General features: G+C 57.3%; 18 protein-coding genes and 4 tRNA genes. 6 read left to right on the top strand and 16 right to left on the bottom strand.

Translation table 11 applies throughout. The annotated features are described in order from the left end of the window. Positions 1 to 92 precede the first annotated feature (92 nt). The 5 genes from yigB to ACJBF3_RS20840 are packed head-to-tail and all read right to left on the bottom strand — an operon-like array spanning position 93 to position 3,475. On the bottom strand, positions 93 to 809 hold the full coding sequence (gene yigB / locus ACJBF3_RS20860) for a 5-amino-6-(5-phospho-D-ribitylamino)uracil phosphatase YigB (RefSeq protein WP_045330268.1): 717 nt from the start codon (positions 807 to 809) through the stop codon (positions 93 to 95). Further along, positions 809 to 1,711 carry a tyrosine recombinase XerC gene (gene xerC / locus ACJBF3_RS20855; RefSeq protein ID WP_045330271.1) on the bottom strand — a complete coding sequence of 301 codons (903 nt, stop codon included), beginning with the start codon at positions 1,709 to 1,711 and terminating at the stop codon, positions 809 to 811. The genes yigB and xerC overlap by 1 nt, the downstream gene beginning before the upstream one ends. Beyond that, positions 1,708 to 2,415, bottom strand: coding sequence for a DUF484 domain-containing protein (locus ACJBF3_RS20850; RefSeq protein ID WP_045330274.1), 708 nt, complete (start codon positions 2,413 to 2,415; stop codon positions 1,708 to 1,710). The genes xerC and ACJBF3_RS20850 overlap by 4 nt, the downstream gene beginning before the upstream one ends. Beyond that, entirely contained in the window at positions 2,412 to 3,236 is an 825-nt protein-coding gene (gene dapF, locus ACJBF3_RS20845) for a diaminopimelate epimerase (protein ID WP_008501545.1), read from the bottom strand. Before dapF ends, ACJBF3_RS20850 begins: the two co-directional genes overlap by 4 nt. Before the next feature lie 35 nt (positions 3,237 to 3,271). Beyond that, positions 3,272 to 3,475, bottom strand: coding sequence for a lipoprotein (locus ACJBF3_RS20840; protein WP_032646076.1), 204 nt, complete (start codon positions 3,473 to 3,475; stop codon positions 3,272 to 3,274). 135 nt (positions 3,476 to 3,610) lie between these two features. Here ACJBF3_RS20840 and cyaY point away from each other — a divergent pair, with 135 nt between their 5' ends. Continuing rightward, positions 3,611 to 3,931 carry an iron donor protein CyaY gene (gene cyaY / locus ACJBF3_RS20835; protein WP_032644796.1) on the top strand — a complete coding sequence of 107 codons (321 nt, stop codon included), beginning with the start codon at positions 3,611 to 3,613 and terminating at the stop codon, positions 3,929 to 3,931. A 138-nt stretch (positions 3,932 to 4,069) separates the two neighbouring features. Here the strand turns inward: cyaY and cyaA are convergent, their stop codons facing one another. After that, the gene (cyaA, locus tag ACJBF3_RS20830) at positions 4,070 to 6,610 is read right to left on the bottom strand and encodes a class I adenylate cyclase (protein WP_406545244.1); all 2,541 of its coding nucleotides are present in this window, start codon (positions 6,608 to 6,610) and stop codon (positions 4,070 to 4,072) included. A 350-nt stretch (positions 6,611 to 6,960) separates the two neighbouring features. Here cyaA and hemC point away from each other — a divergent pair, with 350 nt between their 5' ends. The 5 genes from hemC to ACJBF3_RS20805 all read left to right on the top strand — a co-directional run bounded on the left by hemC (position 6,961) and on the right by ACJBF3_RS20805 (position 12,441). After that, a complete protein-coding gene (gene hemC, locus ACJBF3_RS20825; RefSeq protein WP_045330277.1) occupies positions 6,961 to 7,902 on the top strand; it encodes a hydroxymethylbilane synthase in 942 nt (313 codons plus the stop codon). Further along, complete coding sequence (gene hemD, locus ACJBF3_RS20820; protein WP_045330279.1) at positions 7,899 to 8,639, top strand: uroporphyrinogen-III synthase; 741 nt, start codon at positions 7,899 to 7,901, stop codon at positions 8,637 to 8,639. Before hemC ends, hemD begins: the two co-directional genes overlap by 4 nt. Positions 8,640 to 8,659: 20 nt before the next feature. Next, positions 8,660 to 9,856 (top strand): uroporphyrinogen-III C-methyltransferase, encoded by a 1,197-nt coding sequence (gene hemX / locus ACJBF3_RS20815; protein ID WP_045330280.1) that lies wholly within the window; start codon positions 8,660 to 8,662, stop codon positions 9,854 to 9,856. Between the two features lie 2 nt (positions 9,857 to 9,858). Beyond that, positions 9,859 to 11,058 (top strand): protoheme IX biogenesis protein HemY, encoded by a 1,200-nt coding sequence (gene hemY, locus ACJBF3_RS20810; protein ID WP_047723317.1) that lies wholly within the window; start codon positions 9,859 to 9,861, stop codon positions 11,056 to 11,058. Between the two features lie 171 nt (positions 11,059 to 11,229). Then, complete coding sequence (locus ACJBF3_RS20805; RefSeq protein ID WP_045330290.1) at positions 11,230 to 12,441, top strand: MFS transporter; 1,212 nt, start codon at positions 11,230 to 11,232, stop codon at positions 12,439 to 12,441. A 505-nt stretch (positions 12,442 to 12,946) separates the two neighbouring features. On the opposite strand, the gene ACJBF3_RS20800 is transcribed toward ACJBF3_RS20805, so the two are convergent. The 10 genes from ACJBF3_RS20800 to rffA all read right to left on the bottom strand — a co-directional run bounded on the left by ACJBF3_RS20800 (position 12,947) and on the right by rffA (position 20,640). Beyond that, positions 12,947 to 13,023 (bottom strand) — tRNA-Pro (locus ACJBF3_RS20800). Between the two features lie 46 nt (positions 13,024 to 13,069). Next, positions 13,070 to 13,155, bottom strand: a tRNA-Leu gene (locus ACJBF3_RS20795). Between the two features lie 22 nt (positions 13,156 to 13,177). Then, positions 13,178 to 13,253, bottom strand: a tRNA-His gene (locus ACJBF3_RS20790). 64 nt (positions 13,254 to 13,317) lie between these two features. Beyond that, positions 13,318 to 13,394 (bottom strand) — tRNA-Arg (locus ACJBF3_RS20785). A gap of 102 nt (positions 13,395 to 13,496) precedes the next feature. Next, on the bottom strand, positions 13,497 to 14,882 hold the full coding sequence (locus ACJBF3_RS20780) for an amino acid permease (protein ID WP_045330294.1): 1,386 nt from the start codon (positions 14,880 to 14,882) through the stop codon (positions 13,497 to 13,499). Positions 14,883 to 15,079: 197 nt separating this feature from the next. Next, a complete protein-coding gene (gene wecG, locus ACJBF3_RS20775; RefSeq protein WP_045330297.1) occupies positions 15,080 to 15,820 on the bottom strand; it encodes a lipopolysaccharide N-acetylmannosaminouronosyltransferase in 741 nt (246 codons plus the stop codon). A gap of 12 nt (positions 15,821 to 15,832) precedes the next feature. Further along, positions 15,833 to 17,185 (bottom strand): ECA oligosaccharide polymerase, encoded by a 1,353-nt coding sequence (gene wzyE / locus ACJBF3_RS20770; RefSeq protein WP_045330299.1) that lies wholly within the window; start codon positions 17,183 to 17,185, stop codon positions 15,833 to 15,835. After that, positions 17,182 to 18,261, bottom strand: coding sequence for a TDP-N-acetylfucosamine:lipid II N-acetylfucosaminyltransferase (locus ACJBF3_RS20765; protein ID WP_045330301.1), 1,080 nt, complete (start codon positions 18,259 to 18,261; stop codon positions 17,182 to 17,184). Before ACJBF3_RS20765 ends, wzyE begins: the two co-directional genes overlap by 4 nt. Then, entirely contained in the window at positions 18,258 to 19,508 is a 1,251-nt protein-coding gene (gene wzxE / locus ACJBF3_RS20760; protein ID WP_045330304.1) for a lipid III flippase WzxE, read from the bottom strand. The genes ACJBF3_RS20765 and wzxE overlap by 4 nt, the downstream gene beginning before the upstream one ends. Position 19,509: 1 nt before the next feature. Further along, complete coding sequence (rffA, locus tag ACJBF3_RS20755) at positions 19,510 to 20,640, bottom strand: dTDP-4-amino-4,6-dideoxygalactose transaminase (protein WP_045330307.1); 1,131 nt, start codon at positions 20,638 to 20,640, stop codon at positions 19,510 to 19,512. Positions 20,641 to 20,642: the final 2 nt, after the last annotated feature.

Genomic DNA, 20,642 nt, shown 5'->3' with positions numbered 1-20,642 from the left:
GTATTCAGGAACAGAGCAAAACGCCCGGTGGCGCTACGCTTACCGGGCCTACAACTTCAAAACCCTGGTAATTTATACAATATTACTGGTGATTATATCAGCGTCGTGAGGGATGCCAACCGCGAAATTTCCACGTGCGGCAGAAGACGGCTGTCGGAGGCAATCATCAGGTCGGCGTTTTCCGGCTTGATCCAGCAGGCCTGCATGCCGCAGCGGATGGCTCCGGCCACGTCCGTGGTCAGGTCATCCCCTACGTGCAGGATCTGGCCGAGCGGCAAATTCAGCTTTTCCGCCGCCAGATGATACATATCGCTGAACGGCTTCGCGCGCCCGTGTGGGCCTGCGCGCAGCACGAATTCAAAGTAATCGCTGAGGCCAAACAGCTCCGGCTGGGCGTTGCCGTTGGTGATGGCCACCAGCGGCCACTTTTCGGCAAGCTTCGCCAGCGTGTCGTGGGTCTCCTGCGGCACGTCGATACGGCTGCGCCATTTGGCAAAGTTTTCCATTGCCGCTTCGGCACCGATGGCAGCATCCTGGGCACTCAGACCCGCATTCAGCATCGCCTGCTCCACCGCACGGCGACGCCATTCGGTCACGTCGTGGTAAATGTCCGGCTCGGTCTCCCGCAGGGACTGACGCAGCTTCTGGAAGTCCTTATTTTGTATCGCCTTGAGCGCGGGATGGTAGTTCTGCACAAACGCCAGCGACTCCTGCTCCGTGCGCAGGATCACCTCGCGGTTGTCATAAAGGGTGTCATCAAGGTCAAACGTCAGCGCGGAGATCTGACCCAGTGGGCGGTAAAAACGCATTATTTCCCCCGTTTGGCGCGTGGATGCGCCGCGTCATACACCGAGGCAAGGTGCTGGAAGTCTAAGTGGGTATAGATTTGAGTCGTCGACAGATTCGCGTGGCCGAGCAGTTCCTGCACGCCGCGCAGATCGCCGCTCGACTCAAGCATGTGTGTCGCAAAGGAGTGGCGCAGCTTGTGCGGGTGAACGTGGCTGTTCAGCCCCTGCTTAATGCCCCACTCCGCAAAGCGCTTCTGCACGTTACGCGCCGATATCCGCTTGCCGAGCTTCGACAGGAACAGCGCATCTTCGTCCGCACCAAACAGCCCGCGCAGGTCAAGCCAGTGCTCAATCCACGAGACCGCGTTGCGGCCAATCGGCAGGCGGCGCTCTTTGCTGCCCTTGCCCATTACCCACACTTCGCCCGATTCCAGATCGAGATGCTTTAGGTCGAGGTTGACGAGTTCAGACAGACGCAGCCCGGCACCGTACATGACCTCCAGCATCGCACGGTCGCGCACGGCGAGCGGATCGTTAAGGTCAATATCCAGCAGGCGATTGACGTCGTCGACGTCGATATTTTTCGGCAGATGGCGCGGGGCTTTCGGCGTGGCGATCCCTTTCGCCGGGTTGGCTTTTAAGCCACCCTGGCTGACCAGCCAGTCGAAGAAACTGCGCAGCGCGGAGAGCCTGAGCGCCAGGCTCGCCGGGCTGAGATTTTTTTTACGGCTACGCACGACGAACCCGCGCACCGTGGCGGCGTCACATTGTTGCCAGCTTTTCAGGCCGATCTCTTCGGCAATCTGCATGATGGCATCAAGCTGACGCTGATAGTTAAGCAGCGTAATGGGGCTAAGCTGACGTTCCACGCCGAGATAGCGCAGAAAGCGCGAGACGTCAGTGGCGAGCAGTCCGTCCGTCATACGCGCTCAATCCAGCGCTCCAGCAGCTCGGGCAGCATCAGGGCGATCTCCTGCAGCAGGTGGGTGGCTTGCCCCTGCTCATAGTGATGCGCGTCGCGGCTGGTAAATAAGATGACGCCCAGATCGCCATCGCGACCCATCAGCGACATCGCCACCGAGCCAATCGCCTTGGCCTCCGGCAGCACCACCAGCAGCTCGGGTCCGTTCAGCGGCCCCAGATAGTGGTGCTCATGCCCCAGACGCTGAATGCGCAGCGGTTCAAACGCCTGACGGCTGAGTGCCAGATGGGTAAACCCCGACGGCGCGCCAATGCGCCAGCGGTCAGGGAACAGACGAAGCGTTGCGCCCGCCAGCCCCAGCTCGCGCGCCCAGCGGTGGAAGCGGCTGAGGAACTCGTCAAGGCTGTGCGCCGACGCCAGACGCGCCTGCAGATGCAGCAGACGATAAAACAGGCTTTCATTGGTGCTGGCCTGCTCCATCAGCAGCGTCATGTTCTCTTCAAGCTGATTGATGTGGTTGCGCGCGCGCGCCATGTGCCATTCGACCAGCGACACGGTCCCGCGAACCGGATGCGGCACGCGCATCTCTTCGACGACGCGTGCATTGCGAATAAAAAACTCAGGATTGCGCAGCAGATAATCAACAACGGCTCTGTCGTCCAGTTCCGTCACTGTTTCCTGCAGTTCTTCCCCTGGTTGTTTCATAGATGGATAAACCCGTCATAGACATGTGCCGCCGGGCCAGTCATATACAGTGGATGACCCGGTCCTTTCCAGGCGATATCAAGCCGACCGCCCGGTAATTCCACGCGAACCTCTTCTGCCAGTAACCCCTGGGAGATGCCCACGGCCACCGCCGCACAGGCACCGCTGCCGCAGGCCTGAGTCTCACCCGCGCCGCGCTCGTAAACCCGCAGACGAATGTGCTCGCGCTTCACCACCTGCATAAAGCCGATGTTCGCACGCTCCGGGAAACGTTCGTGGCTTTCCAGCACCGGGCCGAGCGTTTCGACCGCCGCGGTTTCCACATCATCAACCTGAATCACGCAGTGTGGGTTACCCATTGAGACGACGCCGCACAATACTGTCTGCTCGGCCGCACGCATAATATAGGTCTTTTCCGCTTTGTTTGCGCGAAACGGCACGACGGAGGGCTCGAAGTTAGGCTCGCCCATGTTCACGCGCACCAGCTCATCGTCAGTGACGCTGAGCACCATGCGGCCATTGGCGGTACTGACGCGAATATCACGCTTGTTGGTCAGCCCTTTCAGGCGAACAAAGCGGGCAAAGCAGCGCGCGCCGTTGCCGCACTGGTTAACTTCGCTGCCGTCGGCGTTAAAGATACGGTAGTGAAAATCGAGGTCGGGATCGTACGGTGGCTCAACCACCAGCAGCTGATCGAACCCCACGCCCAGATGCCGATCTGCCAGGCGACGGATCAGTTCCGGGGAGAAAAACACATTCTGCGTTACCGCGTCGACGACCATAAAATCGTTGCCAAGGCCATGCATTTTAGAGAACTGCATCATTTGCTCCATTGCGCGGGTACAGAACGTTGTCGTCAGAGATTAACCTGAGTCGGGCCGCCGTTGTCGCCACGGTCGTTCGTATTTGGCGTGGAAGACTCAATGCCGCTGTTAACGGGTTTCGTCGGCGGCGGTGCGGTTTTATCCGCAGGTGGGAAGTACAGTGGTCCCTTCAGTCCGCAGCCCGTCAGGCTAAACAGCGTGATGAGAACGGCAAGCGTTCGGAAAGCGTTTTTCATTATAAAGATGCCCGTAAGTTCAAATCTGTTTCTATCATCGCAGGAGAAGACACAAAAGCAAGAGTTTGCCGCTCTCCTGCAACGGGAATTATTTAGGGTTATACTGCCGGCATCACGAAAAACAGGAACAAAACCATGAACGACAGTGAATTCCATCGCCTTGCCGACAACCTGTGGATGACCATTGAAGAGCGTATTGACGACTGGGACGGCGACAGCGATATCGATTGTGAAATCAACGGCGGCATTCTGACCCTGAGCTTCGAAAATGGCAGCAAAATTATTATTAACCGCCAGGAGCCGCTTCACCAGGTCTGGCTGGCGGCTAAGCAGGGCGGCTATCATTTCGATCTGAAAGACGGGGAATGGGTTTGCGACCGCAGCGGCGTGCCGTTCTGGGATCTGCTGGAACAGGCAGCGACCGCGCAAGCGGGTGAGGACGTGCGTTTCAGGTAGTTTTGTTGCCCGGTGGCGGCTACGCCTTACCGGGCCTACAACGGCTCAAACCGTAGGCCCGGTAAGCGTCAGCGCCACCCGGCAACAGCGACTCGGACCGTAGGCCGGGTAAGCGTTAGCGCAACCCGGCGAAAAGGCTCAGGAGAAATACTGCTGCAACAGCGGGGCGGTATCCTGGTTTGCGGGAACTGGCGCTATCGTCTGGGTTCGGAACGGAATCACCTGCGCTCGCCCGTCCACGTTCACAATCTGGTAGAACTGCGGCAGGTTAAAGTTGATAAAGCTTGAGCCGTAGGTGAAGCGGTCATGCGAAGAGGAGTAGAAGCGGCTGACGTCGCGCACCAGCTCCTCTTTGCTGCCTTCACAGTGGTGATACACCTCGGCGCGGTTGGTCTCATCCAGAATGTAAATGTTGAACCCGGCATCGTCGCCCGACTCTTCAAAGAAGAACTGAATGATCCCTTCACTGGCGAATCCGTCCACCACCTGCGGCAGCTTAACGTGGTTGGTTTCCACCTGCACCGACAGGCCATGCAGCTTGTTGTGCGAAATCGCGCCGTAGAACTCAATGGCGTTTTCCAGCTTCTGTACCGACACGTTCAGGCGCTCGAAGAACAGACCCCAGGTTTGGCCGGAGACGCGCAGCGCCTTAAAGCGCCCGGTTTCCTGACGGGTACTGGAGAGGCGCAGTTCGATACACTCAGAGACCAGCTGCTGCACGCGGGTACGAATTAAGCCACGCAGATGTTGGCTGTAGCAGAACACTTCGACGCTGTCTGGCGGCGCGGCATCCTGATGCATCTTGCCGAGAATGGTTTTCAGCGCTTCGATCATCGCCTGCTCGCCGTTGAAGTGCAGGGTACGCACTTCGTTCCACGAGTTGCGATACAGCAGGTCTACGCTGCCCACCAGGCAGTTTTGCTGCTCGCCAAAGCTAAAGACGTCCAGCTTGCGGAAGTCAAAATGGACCACCTGATTGCGGAAGGCCGCCGTCGGGTCGTATTCCAGGTTGACGATAATCGCCAGAGGGCGAATCTCGCACGGGCTGTAGAGCGCTTTTGGCGTTGGGGCAGGCAGACGCAGCGGGAAGTGGTGCGAGACATCCGCCACCATCTCCTGCAGCTTCGCGAGATCGACCACCTCGTTGCCTTTGATAAACAGGCGCGTGCGCGAGGTCAGCAGGCCGTTAAACCAGGCCCAGGCCACCAGCTTGTTCAGATAGCGGTTATATTCCAGCGGCTGATGGCTGATGATGGAGTCCATGCTTGGCGCACGGTTGTACAGATACCACCCGGTGCGGTTCGCGCGGCCCGGCGGAACATAGATAAAGGTCAGGTTCGGTTCTGACAGGTCTGGCGAAATCTGCGGGTTAACCAGCGTGACTTTGCCCGGCAGCGCTTCAAACGCGGCGTACAGCTTACGGGTCAATACCCCGATGTCCTGCGGACTGGCGGAAACGCTGAGGTTGTTACGGCGCGCAAAGCGGATCAGGTTACGGTAGCTTTGCATCATGGCATCAAGCAGTTCGTTGTGCGCTTCACGCACCTGATCGATTTTCCAGTTGGCCCGGTTGTCGAGCATGGACAGACGCGCTTCGTCCCATCCCCACTCTTTTACTAACTGACTGACCACTTCACGACGCCAGCCCACGCAGGCGCGCTCGCGGCTCAACTTCTCACACACTTTGAGATAGAAACATCGACGCACCAGGTCAAGACGCGTGGTGTCATCAATGGCTTTCAGGTATTCGGTCACGCGCTCCAGCATCATGCAGTAGGCGTCTAACCCGAAGGAGACGATCTCCCCGTCGTGCAGTCGCTGCTTGATATCTTTCGCCAGCAGGCGCGGCGTAGGGTATTCCCAGGAATAGGCTTCCAGCAGCAGCGTTTTGAGCACCGCTTTGTACGGCGAGTCGATGCTCTTGTAGAGCTGCCAGAGGCTTGCGCCAAAGTACTCTTCCGCAGACAGCGAGCTGAGGCCGCCGAGGTCCAGCCATTCGTTTGGCGTCAGCACGCCCTGAGCATAAAGCGACATGACGTAATCGTCGTAATGCTCTTCCTCTTCACACGGGACCATATTCCACAGAATACGCTTCCCGGCCAGGCGCACGGCAGTACGGTAGAATTCATCCAGCAATAAGATGTGCTGGGTCGAGCCGCAGTCTTCACCGCCCAGACTGCCGCTTTCGTTATGACGGAAACGGTTTTCATCAATCAGGAAGAAGCTCACTTCCACGCCGAGCGATGCCGCCCAGCTTTCCAGCAGGCTGCATTTACGCTGCAGCAGCTGACGCTCGTCATTATCGAGCCAGGACTGATGGCAGACCCAGATATCCAGGTCCGAAGAACAGCTTTGCCCTACCGATGAGGTACTCCCCATGGAGTAAACGCCGGTAATCGGCAGTTCACCCTTCGGGGACTCCTGAGGCGGCATGCCGCGGTAGAGCTCCAGCTCGTTCAAATAATGCTGTTGGGTTTCATCAGGCGTGAAAAGGCAAATGCCCTGGGGAACGTTACCGTCAAGGTAGCCGGGCATCAGCGGGTGGTGATAGTGCAATAATGTCGGCAGCAGACTGTATACCTGCTGGAAAGCAGGGCCCATAGCAGCTAGCGCGCGATCCACACGCAGTTGATTTATGGCATCCAGTCTCTGTTTCAGAGTCTCAATATAGAGGTACAAGACGTATCGCCTGATGTTTCCGGGTGTCGCAAGCTATTCAGAACACGAATAACAGCGGGCCCGCAGTATTTCAAAAAGATAACCGTTACCCTTTTTCGCCCTTATCATTTTTAGTGGTAGCGACGAAAAAATGGTCTAAAACGTGATCAATTTAACACCTTGCCGGTTGACCGTAAAGAAAGATGCGCTACATACAAGTGTAGCACCGTTCTGTACGTGTAAATTCCTGAATACGGCTATGGCTGACGAATCCGCCACCTTGTCCCTCTCTCGCTTCATCAACCGTAAAACTGCCATCCCAGAGTCAACAATGTTAGGATGGTTAGCGATTGATAATGACGGTAACAAGCATGTTAGACAATGTTTTGAGAATTGCCACACGCCAAAGCCCTCTTGCGCTCTGGCAGGCACATTATGTGAAGCAGCGCCTTGAAGCCTGCCACAGTGGATTGCGCGTCGAGCTGGTGCCGATGGTCACGCGCGGCGACGTGATCCTCGATACGCCGCTGGCGAAAGTGGGCGGCAAAGGCCTGTTTGTCAAAGAACTGGAACTGGCATTGCTTGAGAACCGTGCCGATATCGCCGTACATTCGATGAAAGACGTGCCCGTCGAATTCCCGGAAGGGCTGGGGCTGGTGACCATCTGCGAGCGCGAAGATCCGCGCGATGCGTTTGTCTCTAACCGCTATGACTCGCTCGACGCGCTGCCAGAAGGTAGCGTGGTTGGCACGTCCAGTTTACGCCGTCAGTGTCAGCTGGCGGAGCGTCGTCCCGATCTAATCATTCGCTCGCTGCGCGGTAACGTCGGTACGCGTCTGGGCAAGCTGGATAACGGCGATTACGATGCCATTATTCTCGCCGTTGCTGGCCTGAAGCGTCTGGGTCTGGAGTCGCGCATTCGCGTGGCGTTGCCGCCAGAGCTGTCGCTGCCGGCCGTGGGCCAGGGTGCCGTCGGCATTGAGTGCCGTCTGGACGATGCGCGTACCCGGGAGCTCCTTGCCCCGCTGAACCATGACGAAACCGCGACCCGCGTAAAAGCCGAGCGGGCGATGAATACCCGCCTCGAAGGCGGGTGCCAGGTGCCGATTGGCAGCTATGCTGAATTAACGAATGGCGAGCTGTGGCTGCGCGCGCTGGTGGGCGCCCCGGACGGTTCGCAGATGGTGCGCGGCGAACGTCGCGGCAAAGCGCAAGATGCCGAGCAGCTTGGCGTGTCGCTGGCGGAAGAATTACTGGATAACGGCGCCCGCGAGATCCTGGCTGACGTTTATAATGGAGAACCCCCTGCATGAGTATTCTCGTCACCCGCCCTTCTCCCGCAGGAGAGCAGTTAGTGAGCCGTCTGCGCACACTGGGGCAGGTGGCCTGGAGTTTTCCGCTCATTGAATTCTCCCCCGGCCGCGAGCTCTCTGCGCTCGTCGACCAGATGAATACCCTTCAGGAAGGCGACCTGCTGTTTGCGCTGTCGCAGCATGCCGTGGATTTTGCCCACGGGCAGCTGCAGCAGCAGGGCCTGGCCTGGCCAACCGCCCCCCGTTATTTCGCGATTGGCCGCACAACGGCGCTGGCGCTGCATACCGTAAGCGGCGCGGACGTTCGTTACCCGTTAGATCGGGAAATCAGTGAAGTCTTGCTACAATTACCTGAATTACAAACCGTTGCCGGCAAGCGTGCGCTCATTTTACGCGGCAACGGTGGCCGCGAGCTGCTGGGTGAAACGCTGCGTGAACGGGGTGCGAACGTGACGTTCGTTGAGTGCTATCAGCGCTGCGCAAAGCACTACGATGGCGCGGAAGAGGCGATGCGCTGGCACGCGCGGGGCATCAATACGCTGGTGGTCACCAGCGGTGAAATGTTACAACAGCTTTGGGCGCTGATACCGCTTTGGTATCGCGAAAACTGGTTACTCCGCTGTCGGCTTCTTGTCGTCAGTGAGCGTCTGGCGAACCAGGCCCGGGAACTGGGCTGGCAGGATATTCGGATCGCTGATAACGCCGACAACGATGCGCTGCTGCGCGCATTACAATAACTCTCAAATGGGAAGCCATAATGACGGAACACGACAAATCCTCCGCCGTGGTTGAAGAGACCAGGGAGACTGTGGAGACGACGCCACAGCCAGAGACGACTGAGAAAACCGCTGAGAAGAAAAACGGCAGCAACAAAACCAGCCTCGCGCTGAGCGCGATTGCCATCGCCATTGCGCTGGCAGCAGGCGTTGGCCTGTATGGGCTGGTGAAGCAACAGAGCGCGAATCAGACGTCCACTAACGACGCGCTGGTCAATCAGCTCACCGCCCTGCAAAAAGCGCAGGAAACGCAGAAAACCGAGCTGGAAACGGTGATTAAGCAGCAGGCCGCCGCGCTTGCCGAAGCGAACAGCAAGCAGGAAGCGCTGACCAAACAGCTGGGCGACGTGCAGCAGAAAGTCGCAACGATTTCCGGCACCGACGCCAAAACCTGGCTGCTCTCGCAGGCTGATTTCCTGGTGAAGCTCGCCGGGCGTAAGCTGTGGAGCGATCAGGACGTCACCACTGCCGCCGCGCTGCTGAAAAGCGCCGATGCAAGCCTGGCAGACATGAACGACCCGAGCCTTATCACCGCCCGTCGCGCGATTACCGAAGATATCGCCAGCCTCTCCGCCGTCTCGCAGGTGGATTACGACGGCATTATCCTCAAAGTGAACCAGCTTTCGAACCAGATCGATAACCTGCAGCTGGCGGATAATAACGACGACGACTCCCCGATGGACTCCGACGGTACCGAGCTTTCCAGCTCCCTGAGCGAATGGCGCATCAACCTGCAGAAAAGCTGGCAGAACTTTATGGACAGCTTTATCACCATTCGTCGTCGCGATGAAACCGCCGTGCCGCTGTTAGCGCCTAATCAGGATATCTATCTGCGCGAGAACATCCGTTCCCGCCTGCTGGTGGCGGCGCAGGCCGTGCCGCGTCATCAGGAAGAGACCTACAAACAGGCGCTGGATAACGTCTCAACGTGGGTGCGCGCTTACTACAACACCGATGATGCGACGACCACCGCGTTCCTCGAAGATATCGACAAGCTGAGCCAGCAGAACATCACCATGAACGTGCCGGACAAGCTGGCCAGCCAGCCGATTCTGGAGAAGCTGATGCAGACGCGCGTGCGTAACCTGCTGGCACAGCCGGGCGTACCGGCCGAGCAGACGGGCGGAGCGGCGCCCGCTCCGGCTCCCACGCCTGAAAGCGCACCACAAGGAGAGTAATGATGCTAAAAGTCCTCTTACTCTTCATTCTGCTGATCGCCGGGATCGTGCTGGGGCCGATGCTTGCAGGTCATCAGGGCTATGTCCTGATCCAGACGGATAATTACAACATCGAAACCAGCGTAACGGGCCTGGTGATTATTCTGATCCTCGGCGTGGTGGTGCTGTTTGCGATCGAATGGATCCTCCGCCGTATTTTCCGTACCGGTGCCCATACGCGCGGCTGGTTCGTCGGCCGTAAACGCCGCCTTGCCCGTAAACAGACCGAGCAGGCGCTGCTGAAGCTTGCAGAGGGTGACTATCAGCAGGTTGAAAAGCTGATGTCGAAAAACGCCGATCACGCCGAACAGCCGGTGGTGAACTATCTGCTGGCGGCCGAAGCGGCGCAGCAGCGCGGTGACGAAGCCCGCGCCAATCAGCACCTGGAGCGGGCGGCTGAGCTGGCTCACGGCGACCCGATTCCGGTGGAAATCACGCGCGTTCGTCTGCAGCTGGCGCGCAACGAGAATCACGCGGCTCGCCACGGCATCGACCGTCTGCTGGAAGTCGCACCGCGTCATCCGGAAGTGCTGCGTCTTGCCGAGCAGGCCTATATTCGTACCGGCGCCTGGGGCTCGCTGCTGGACATCATTCCGTCCATGGCGAAAGCCGGGGTAGGCGACGATGAACATCGTGACGAGCTTCAGCGTCTGGCGTGGATTGGCCTGATGGATCAGGCGCGCGCCGACCTGGGCAGCGATGGCCTGAAAACGTGGTGGAAGAATCAGAGCCGGAAAACGCGTCAGCAGGTTCCTCTGCAGGTGGCAATGGCGGAGCATCTTATTGAATGTGACGACCATGACACCGCCCAGGAGATCCTCCTTGACGGTCTCAAGCGCCAGTACGACGATCGTCTGGTGATGGTGATCCCGCGCCTGAAAACCAATAACCCGGAGCAAGTCGAGAAAGTGCTGCGCCAGCAGATCAAAACCGTCGGCGACCGCCCGCTGCTGTGGAGCACGCTCGGTCAGTCGCTGATGAAGCACGGCGAATGGCAAGAGGCGAGCCTCGCCTTCCGCGCGGCGCTGAAGCAGCGTCCTGATGCTTTCGACTACGCGTGGCTTGCCGATACGCTGGATAAGCAGCATAAGCCGGAGGAGGCTGCCGCCATGCGGCGTGATGGGCTGCTGCTGACGCTGCAAAATAACGGTACGCAGCAGTAATCTATCGGGAGGCCAAATGGCCTCTTTTTTTATCGCCTTTCTCCTGCTACATTCTTTACACCCACATCCGGAAACGAACCCGCCAATGTAACGATGTCTTTTCATTAACCTTTTTTCACACACGCGCACATTTTGCAGCGTGGACTAAATCGTTTTTGAAAGGAAATCGTCATGAACTCGCTTTTGTATGCGCTTATCCAGGCGCTGCGCTGCCACCGCTGGCTGCGCCTGCTTGCCTGTGCTTTTATCTTTTCTTCGCTGGGGAATGGCTTAACCCAGGTTGTGGTCTTCGGTTTGCTGTTAGCGTGGTCAGCCCCGCCCGCCCTGCTCACCCTCGCTTTTCTTTTCGCTACGTTACCGGGGTTCATCGGCAGCACAATCGGCGAAAAGCTGTGCTCACGCTATTCTCCGATATCCCTGCTGATGCTGACCGAGGGGCTGGGTCTGATCGCACTGCTCTTTCCCCTGCTTGGCGTGGGTTACCACAGCGTTGCCGCACTACTCGCCGTGCAGTCCGCCGAAGCGCTGCTCAGCGGGATGAGCTGGCCCGCCCTGACGTTGCTGTTTAAGCGCGGACTTAGCGAAGCCGAACTGCCTGCGGCAACCTGTCTGGAAAACGTGATTTTTGCTTCTCAGGTATTGTTAGGGACTGGCCTTGGCGTGATGCTGTTCCAGAAGACATCCGTGTTTACCCTGCTGGCCATCGACGCCGCCAGCTTTTTGGGGGCATTGTTACTGCTATGGCTGGCTGGGCGCCGGTTTTCTTCGCCATCGCTCCCTGCACCCGGTGACGAGGAGGCACCTGCGGCATTACGCTGGCGGACATTATCCGTTCGGCAAAAACGCAGCCTGCTTATTCTGCCAGCGCTGGCCGCCGTCGGCTCACCGGCCATGGCGCTGCTTCCTGCCCTGGCGCAGCAACTCCATCCTCAGGATTCGGCGGGCCTTGCTCTGCCGCTGCTGTTCGCGAGGAGCATGGGGCAGCTATGCGGCCCCCTGCTGCTAAAAAAAGAGAGCCTGACGCGCATTGCGGCTAACACGCCGCGCATCATCGTTTGTCTCAGCATCTTTCTGACCGCGTATGGAATGCTGCCGATGTTGTCCGGGTGGACGGCATGTGCACTGGGGGCGATATTTATCGCGCATCTGGCCTCGAATGTTCTCTTTGCGGCCGGGACGTTTGGCGTACTCAGTAGTTTTCATATCACGCAAACCGCTTCGGCCAGCGGTAAAGCCTGGCGCTGGCAAACGCTCAGCGCCTCTCTTTTCACCGGCATTGCAGCGGTGGTCGCTTCAGCGTTTGGCTCAGTAGAGGCGCTCTATGCTGTCTCGTCAGTGGCCCTGTTGATAGTTGCCCCGATCGTGAGCCGGTATCAGGAATAAGGCATAAAAAAACGCCTGCTATAAAAGCAGGCGTTAAAACAGGTCTGTAAGACAACATATTTGGTGCTTCACTCAACGTTATGCCCATGGTGTCTGATGAGGCCGAAGCGACATCTGTCAGTGGACGATAAGCACCGTAAATGGCTCTGCGTCATTCCTGAGTTTATGAGGCACTAAGGCGAACATAAGAGATGGAATGAGCATCTACACGCATATTATTGCACGTAACGTGCCAACATAACACCAGGAACTTTTACATAACGCAACATTTTAAGATAAAAGGAAATTATGCTGTAAGCGGCGTCTTACGCCCCACAATGTGCCGATAAAGGCAGAAATCTGTCGCCAGGCGGAGACAGCAAAACAGATAAAAGAATAATTCTTTCATTTTCAATCGATTGGATGTCGCTGAATCGCGACAATGAAACAGGGCGCTGTCGGGGAATCACTACAGGGATAAAAAGTGGCAGAAAACAAAAAACCCCGCCGAAGCGGGGTTCAAAATTGGTCGGCGAGAGAGGATTCGAACCTCCGACCCACTGGTCCCAAACCAGTTGCGCTACCAAGCTGCGCTACTCGCCGATGTACTGCTTTTTTGAATTTTTAGTTCAATTCATTTAAAAAGTCGTGGTGCGAGGGGGGGGACTCGAACCCCCACATCCAAAGGACACTAACACCTGAAGCTAGCGCGTCTACCAATTCCGCCACCTTCGCAATTCACAACTCTTTCAAATAATGGGGTGGCTAATGGGATTCGAACCCACGACAACTGGAATCACAATCCAGGGCTCTACCAACTGAGCTATAGCCACCACTGTATTCTTTCACGCGGTACTGACTAATTCTCAGACCACCGCAGCTCCAGCACCGGGTTAATGGTGCGCCCGACAGGATTCGAACCTGAGACCTCTGCCTCCGGAGGGCAGCGCTCTATCCAGCTGAGCTACGGGCGCTTAGCGCCGTTGCGGGGCTGGATATTACGTACCTCCGTCCCCGCTGTCTAGTGCTTTTTTGAAAAAAATGCGCGTTTGGTTATGGTTTGCACATTTTGCCGCTTATTCCTCCACTTTCTGCGTGGTGGCGCGGCGACCCAGTCCAAAAAGCTTATACGCAGCCGTCACGGCCGCCAGGAAGATCACCCCGACAAACAGCGACATGCGGGTATCTTCATTAAAGTACATCCCGATTAATACGCAAATCAGGAACGCCATCGTCAAATAGTTCGCATAGGGGAACAGAATGGAGCGGAACGGATGGCTTTCAATTGCCTTTTTATGCGCATGACGGAAACGCAGCTGGCTGATGAGGATAACAAACCACGGCACCATGCCCGGCAGGACGCTGGCGCTATAGACGTAAACAAACACGCGCTGCGGATTAGGAATGATGTAATTCAGGCAAGAGCCAATCAGCAGGATCGCAATAGAAACCGCCACGCCCGCTACCGGCACGCCGGCACGTGAGACTTTACTCATCGCTGCAGGCAGCTGGTTATTCTTCGAGAGCGCATAGAGCATGCGGCCACAGCTGTACATTCCGCTGTTACAGCCAGACAAGGCGGCCGTCAGAACCACAAAGTTGATAATACCCGCCGCTGCCGTGATACCAATTTTGGCAAAGGTTAAAACGAACGGGCTGCCCGTCGAGCCTATTTCATTCCACGGGAAGATGGTCACGATAACGAAGATTGCGCCCACGTAGAAAATCAGGATACGCCAAAGCACTTTGCCTACTGCGCTACGCAGTGTGACCTGAGGATTTTTCGCTTCACCGGCGGTAATCCCAATCAGCTCCACGCCCTGATACGAAGCCACAACGATACACAGCGCCGTCAGGAAGCCCTTCCAGCCGCCGGCAAAGAAGCCGCCGTTTTCGGTCAGGTTGCCGAAGCCGATAGCGTGTCCACCGTTGCCAAAGCCGAAGAAAATCACGCCCAGGCCGACGACAATCATCACGATAATGGTGGTGACCTTGATCATGGCGAACCAGAACTCAATTTCACCGTAAAGGCGCACGGCAGCCAGGTTTGCCAGCGCCACCAGCCCCACGGCAATGAGTGCCGGTATCCACTGGACCATGTCCGGGAACCAGAACTGCACGTAGACCCCTATCGCGGTGATCTCTGAGATGCCCACCGCCATCCACATAAACCAGTATGACCAGGCCGTCAGGTAGCCGAAGAAGGGACTCATATAACGGTGCGCGTATACGGCGAAGGAGCCAGTTACCGGCTCCAGGAAGAGCATTTCGCCCATGGAACGCATGATGAAGAAAACAAACAGCCCGGCGATAATGTACGCCAGTAAAACGGAAGGGCCTGCCCACTTGAGCGTGCTTGCGGAGCCCATAAACAGGCCCACGCCGATAGTGCCGCCCAGCGCTATCAGTTCAATATGACGAGCTTCCAGCCCACGCTGTAGCTCCGGTTTTTTCTCTGCCATAGATCCTCGATTGTGTTTGCTGTTTCCCGGCTTAATACCGGGTATTGTTTTTTAGGGGGACTAAAATACGGTGCGAATGGTTTCTTAAAATCGACCAAATGGCAAACGATGCATTAAAAAAATGAATGCATTGCACAGATTATCAGCAGTTTTGCAGGCGAGTTGCAGCGCGAATAGCATATCGCGCTACATTTTGATTACATTTTGCCGGAGTAATGCCAGGCGAGATAGCGAAGCAGTCGGATCTGTCGTTTAATACGCGTCGGTTGCGATAACAGGCGGTACAGCCACTCCAGCCCCAGATTTTGCCAGACCTTTGGCGCACGCTTAACGTGGCCGGTAAAGACGTCGTAGGTGCCGCCGACGCCCATGTAGAGGGCATCCGGACAGACCAGACGGCAGTCACGCATCAGGATCTCCTGGCGCGGGGACCCCATCGCCACGGTGACAATTTTCGCCCCGCTGTCGCGAACGCGCTCAAACAGCGCCTGCCGATCTTCCGGCTTGAAGTAACCGTCCTGGCTGCCGACAATATTAACATTCCATTGTCGACGCAGTTTCTCCTCCGTCTGGGCCAGAATCCCGGGCTTCCCACCAATCAGGAACACGGGCGTGCCCTGCGCGCCCGCGCGGGCCATAAGCTGCTCCCAGAGGTCGGCACCCGCCACGCGGGAAACATTAGCGTCAGGATACTTTTTACGGATAGAGCGGACCACGCTGATGCCGTCCGCGTATTTAAATTCGGCCGCGTCTATCAGGCTTTTGACCTCGGCGTTGTCTTCCACCGCCAGCATCTTTTCCGCGTTGATGGCCACCAGCGTACCGGATTTCATCTGGCCGTCGGCGAACAGAAAATCCAGCGCGTGCTGCATATCACGCCAGCCAATAAGCTGCAGACCACGAAGCGCATAGCGCGGTGCAGAAGTATTATCAGTCATTACTATCCTTACTCAGACTTGCGACAGCGTTGTGCTGCCCTGCCGCTCGCGCTTGTGCACAAGCCCAGCGCTGTCAAACAGCCAGTACAGCAGTTTGGCCAGCAACAGGCAGAGGCCGAAAACGACCATGAAAAACACCACGCGCGAAACGAATGAATCCAGTCCTTCACGCGCCAGAACGATCATATTGAAAATGGCACCAAAGCAGAAACTGTGCAAAATAGCCGCTTTGTAGCGGTTGGTCTCTTCGTTACCGCGCAGGTAAAGCCAGTCGAACCACTTAATAATCAACCCCACGGCAACCGCACCGGGCAGAATGAACCACGCCCCGCCCATCACCACCAGGGAACCGATCAGCGTCGGTGAAATTGCCAGGCCGGAATGGTTATTCAGCACTTCCCAGGTAAAATAGTTCGCGGTATTGAGCACTACGCCAGGCCGGTCCGGCCATAGCCAGGTCGGAATAAACACGTAGAAGTCGCGAACAATCGGCGCCAGCCCCTGGAAATCAATCTTGTCGTAATTCTGCAGCAGCAGCGCCAGGTTTTCCCACGGCGAGAACGTATCGCGCGTCAGGTAGAGGAACGTGTAAAACGCTTCATCACCCGCCACGTTCATCCCATAGCGCTTCAGCGCCAGCCAGAACATCCCCACAATGCCAAACACGCCTGCCGCAACCAACATCCACAGCGAGATCCAGCCGCGGATGATGCCGATGAACAGGAAGATGGCGAAGGCGATGATGATGTTCGCGCGCGTACCGCCCACAATCATGTAGGTCAGGATGCCAAACGCGACGGTGCTCACCAGGAAGAACAGCCACGCTTTGCTGTCCTGGCGCAGGAAGAAGATCACCAGCATCGCCGGGATGAAGAAGTAGAAGAAACGCTTAAGCGCCACGCCCGAGACCTCGGCCGAAAAAATCTGGCTGTAGGAGTGGAGCTTAAACAGCAGAAAGCCGTTATGCATAAAGAAGATGCCGACGCTGACCAGGGCGATGGTCATCAGCATCACCCACGTCAGGTGGGTTTCCACCCGATTCAGGGTAAAAAGCGCCCGACGCGGGGCCGCGGCCTGCGCCGAACGCAGACGCGTTTTATAGGTGACGTAGTAAACCGCATAGAAGCAGGTCGCCGCCAGAAGCGCCTGGAGCAGGATTTCCGGCGGCGCGACGCTCACGTCAAAACGGAAGACCAGAATGCTGCTGAGCGGGAAGCCGAAAAAGAAGGTCAGCAGAAAAAGTAACGAGAAAAACACGTTAAAGTTGAAGCGCACCCGGCGGAATTCAAACCAGGTCAGCGTGGCGATAAACAGGGTGCTCAGAAGCCAGACAACCAGTAAGCCGCTGAATTGCAACTGACTCATGCTTTGTCTCCTGAAGCGATACGCAGTGCGCGGTGCCACGGCGTGAGGTAATTCGGACTGAAAAAATCGATGCTATTTTTGTCCACCAGCGTGAGCTGGCGCTGGGCTTCCCGCACGACATCAACGTTCAGCGCGTCTGAGGTAAACAGCACCGGAATATGCTGCTCGGCCATGTCCTGCCAGAACGGGTTGTCGCGGTTGAGCACGCACGGTACCCCCGCCTGAATCAGCAGACACAGCGTACCGATTCCCTGCTGTCGGGCAAAGATGAAATAGCCGAGATCGCATTTTCTCAGCAGCGCAAGATATTCCTCAAACTCCAGCTTTTCGCTGAGGATGTTGAGGTTCTCAGCGCTAAACAGCGCCAGCCCCTGCTGGCGAACCTCATTGATGTAGGCGTCGTTGTTGGCCGGATAGCCCATCGGCACCACCACGTTCACCGTGTCGCCAAACTGCTGATGCACCGCCCGCAGCGCCGCGACGTGTTCGTTACTGCGATCGCCGGAATTTCCCACAAGTATGGTCAGCTTGCCTTCACGCACCGCGTCATTCGCCAGGGCGTTCAGCGACGGATCCATCCGGGTGGGGAAATAGAGCAACTCGCCGCGCACGTTCGGGTGCTGTTTAGCAAAATAGTTGAGATCGCCGCGGGTAGCAAAAACGCAGCCCACGCGCCCCTGGGCCATGCGGCGCAGAGGATAGAAAAGACGGAATTTCCAGCCGCGGGAGACTTCGTAAAGATCGGCCCCCCAGATATGCCAGCTGCACTGGGAAGGCTTGATTCCCCCGCCGAGCAGTGCCAGCCACAGGCCAGTATTGAACTGTCCGTGGAAGAAGAATCGTTGTTCGCGGTCCGCTTTCGCTTTAGCTACGACCGCCTTCGCCAGCGCGGCCTTGTCCGGCCAGAAGCGAATCGTCAGCGCCGGAAACGCCTCGCTCAGGCCCTTATCCTGACCTGCAACCATAAACTCACGCGCATCAGGATTACCCGGTGCCAGTTCGTCGTTGAAGAACCGCAAAACGGTCTGGTTATGGTGTGGGATATCCGATCCCAGGATGTGAATCAGTGCAGTCATGCGCGTTTACGCCACAATAAAAATACGCCGCAACAGGCAGCGAAATAAACAATATAGGTTGCCATATAGGCCTGAGCCGCCCCCAGCGCACCGTGCGCGGGTATCAGCCAGTGCGAGAACGACGTCAGTAATACAAACTGGCTAATTTCCGCCAGGATATACAGCCGCAGGGACGCTTTTGCTATCACCAGATAGCCGAAAACGTAAGCACCTACTTTCAACACATCGCCCACCAGCTGCCAGGCAAAGAGATCGCGCATGGCGGTAAACTTCGCCGAGAACAGCAGCCAGATGGCGACATCACGCAATAGCCAGACGGTAAAGCTGGCCGCCGCGACGGCCGGCAACACAAAGCGCAGCGATCGGAAAATCTCACGCGTAATATCCTGTCTGGACGTCAAGCGCGATAAGGTTGGCAGCAAATAAACGCTAAAGGAAGCCGTTATAAACTGTAGGTAGGCGTCGGAAATGCTGCTCACGCCCTGCCAGATCCCCACTTCATCCCAGCTGTAGTGCGCCGCCAGCAGGTTTCGCATCATCACGTAGGCCACCGGCAGCGTGACGGACGTAATCAGCGCCATCAGGGTGAATTTCCCCAGCTGGCTGGCAAGCACCTTGTCCCACTGCGGTTTGAGGTAGCTCAGAGGAATAACGCCCCGACGCATCAGCATCAACGCCGCAGGCACAACAACCAGCGCCGGAACCAGCGCCAGGCCCAGCAGAGCGCCTTCATAGCCACCCAGGCGATAGCAGAAGTAATACGCAATAACGCCGATGATGCTGCCCAGGATTAACGCCAGCGCGTTCCCGGCGGCATCGCGAAAGCCTTTCATCAGCGCCAGCAGCAGGTTCGCCCAGGCAATCCCCATCTGAACCAGCGCAACCAGACGCACCAGCCCCTGGTAATGGGCGTGTCCGAACAATCCCTGGCTAATGGGCGCCGCCGCCAGCAGAAAGATAATCGCCATCAGGGTCGAAAAACCCGTGACCATAGCCGAAGAGGTGCCCACCACCCTGCGCAGCTGGGCCGCATCATCATGATACTGAGCAACGTATTTGGTCACGCCGTTGAAGATCCCGGCACCGGCCAGCACCCCAAGGACCGTGACAAGCTGGCGAAAATTCCCCGCCAGCCCCACGCCAGACGGGCCAAATGAGACGGCCAGCAGCTTGACGACCAGCAGCCCGGCGCCAATTTTTACAAGCGTGGACGCGGCGGTCCACACCGATGCTTTTGCCAGAGACATATCAGCCGAAATAGCTCAGAAGGGTATTAATCACCGTGCGCTGGTTAACTGGCGCGAGGTTGTAGAACAGCGGCAGGCGAAGCAAACGCTCACTTTCTTTCGTAGTGTAACGGTCTTCACCCGCAAACGTGCCAAACGCTTCCCCGGCCGGGCTGGAGTGCAGCGGGATATAGTGGAACACCGCCATAATTTCGGCCTCTTTCAGCCAGGCGATAAGCTCGCTGCGGTCGTCGTTATCGCGCAGCTTGATGTAGAACATATGCGCGTTGTGGACGCAGTCTGCCGGGATGGTCGGCAGCTCGATACGACCGGCTTTAGCCAGAGGCGCAAGCGCATCATAATAGGTTTGCCACAGGGAGAGACGCTGCAGGTTGATACGCTCCGCGGCTTCCAGCTGCGCCCACAGGTACGCCGCCTGCAGATCCGCCATCAGATAGCTGGAGCCAATATCGCGCCAGGTGTATTTGTCTACCTGTCCCCGGAAGAACTGGCTGCGGTTGGTGCCTTTTTCGCGGATCACTTCCGCACGCTCCACGAGCGCCCGGTCGTTAATCAGCGTCGCGCCACCTTCACCGCCCGCCGTGTAGTTTTTGGTCTCATGGAAGCTAAAGCAGCCGATATGGCCGATGGTGCCCAGCGCGCGCCCCTTGTAGGTGGACATCACGCCCTGCGCGGCATCTTCCACCACAAACAGGTTATGTTTTTTGGCGATGGCCATAATGGTGTCCATTTCACAGGCCACGCCCGCGTAGTGAACCGGCACGATCGCGCGAGTTTTGTCGGTGATCGCCGCTTCAATCAGCGTCTCATCAATGTTCATGGTATCCGGGCGGATATCCACAAAGACGATTTTCGCCCCGCGCAGGACAAACGCGTTCGCGGTGGAGACGAAGGTATAGCTCGGCATGATCACTTCATCGCCGGGCTGGATATCCAGCAGCAGCGCCGCCATCTCCAGGGATGCCGTGCAGGACGGGGTTAGCAACACTTTGGCACTGCGAAAACGCTGTTCCATCCACTGCTGGCAGCGACGGGTAAAACCGCCGTCACCGCAGAGCTTGCCGCTGCCCATGGCAGACTGCATATAGTCGAGTTCCGTGCCGACGACGGGGGGAGCGTTAAATGGAATCATCT

The organism is Enterobacter sp. PP-008-ECC_S150, assembly GCF_045257065.1.
Classification (GTDB): domain Bacteria; phylum Pseudomonadota; class Gammaproteobacteria; order Enterobacterales; family Enterobacteriaceae; genus Enterobacter; species Enterobacter chengduensis.
Note: the sequence above shows the minus strand (reverse complement) of the source record. Positions and strands in the feature narration are given on the sequence as shown.

Coding starts and splice junctions, on each gene's coding strand:
- yigB (WP_045330268.1), bottom strand. CDS start 809: ATGCGTTTTTACCGCCCACTGGGTCAGATCTCCGCGCTGACGTTTGAC.
- xerC (WP_045330271.1), bottom strand. CDS start 1,711: ATGACGGACGGACTGCTCGCCACTGACGTCTCGCGCTTTCTGCGCTAT.
- ACJBF3_RS20850 (WP_045330274.1), bottom strand. CDS start 2,415: ATGAAACAACCAGGGGAAGAACTGCAGGAAACAGTGACGGAACTGGAC.
- dapF (WP_008501545.1), bottom strand. CDS start 3,236: ATGCAGTTCTCTAAAATGCATGGCCTTGGCAACGATTTTATGGTCGTC.
- ACJBF3_RS20840 (WP_032646076.1), bottom strand. CDS start 3,475: ATGAAAAACGCTTTCCGAACGCTTGCCGTTCTCATCACGCTGTTTAGC.
- cyaY (WP_032644796.1), top strand. CDS start 3,611: ATGAACGACAGTGAATTCCATCGCCTTGCCGACAACCTGTGGATGACC.
- hemC (WP_045330277.1), top strand. CDS start 6,961: ATGTTAGACAATGTTTTGAGAATTGCCACACGCCAAAGCCCTCTTGCG.
- hemD (WP_045330279.1), top strand. CDS start 7,899: ATGAGTATTCTCGTCACCCGCCCTTCTCCCGCAGGAGAGCAGTTAGTG.
- hemX (WP_045330280.1), top strand. CDS start 8,660: ATGACGGAACACGACAAATCCTCCGCCGTGGTTGAAGAGACCAGGGAG.
- hemY (WP_047723317.1), top strand. CDS start 9,859: ATGCTAAAAGTCCTCTTACTCTTCATTCTGCTGATCGCCGGGATCGTG.
- ACJBF3_RS20805 (WP_045330290.1), top strand. CDS start 11,230: ATGAACTCGCTTTTGTATGCGCTTATCCAGGCGCTGCGCTGCCACCGC.
- ACJBF3_RS20780 (WP_045330294.1), bottom strand. CDS start 14,882: ATGGCAGAGAAAAAACCGGAGCTACAGCGTGGGCTGGAAGCTCGTCAT.
- wecG (WP_045330297.1), bottom strand. CDS start 15,820: ATGACTGATAATACTTCTGCACCGCGCTATGCGCTTCGTGGTCTGCAG.
- wzyE (WP_045330299.1), bottom strand. CDS start 17,185: ATGAGTCAGTTGCAATTCAGCGGCTTACTGGTTGTCTGGCTTCTGAGC.
- ACJBF3_RS20765 (WP_045330301.1), bottom strand. CDS start 18,261: ATGACTGCACTGATTCACATCCTGGGATCGGATATCCCACACCATAAC.
- wzxE (WP_045330304.1), bottom strand. CDS start 19,508: ATGTCTCTGGCAAAAGCATCGGTGTGGACCGCCGCGTCCACGCTTGTA.
- rffA (WP_045330307.1), bottom strand. CDS start 20,640: ATGATTCCATTTAACGCTCCCCCCGTCGTCGGCACGGAACTCGACTAT.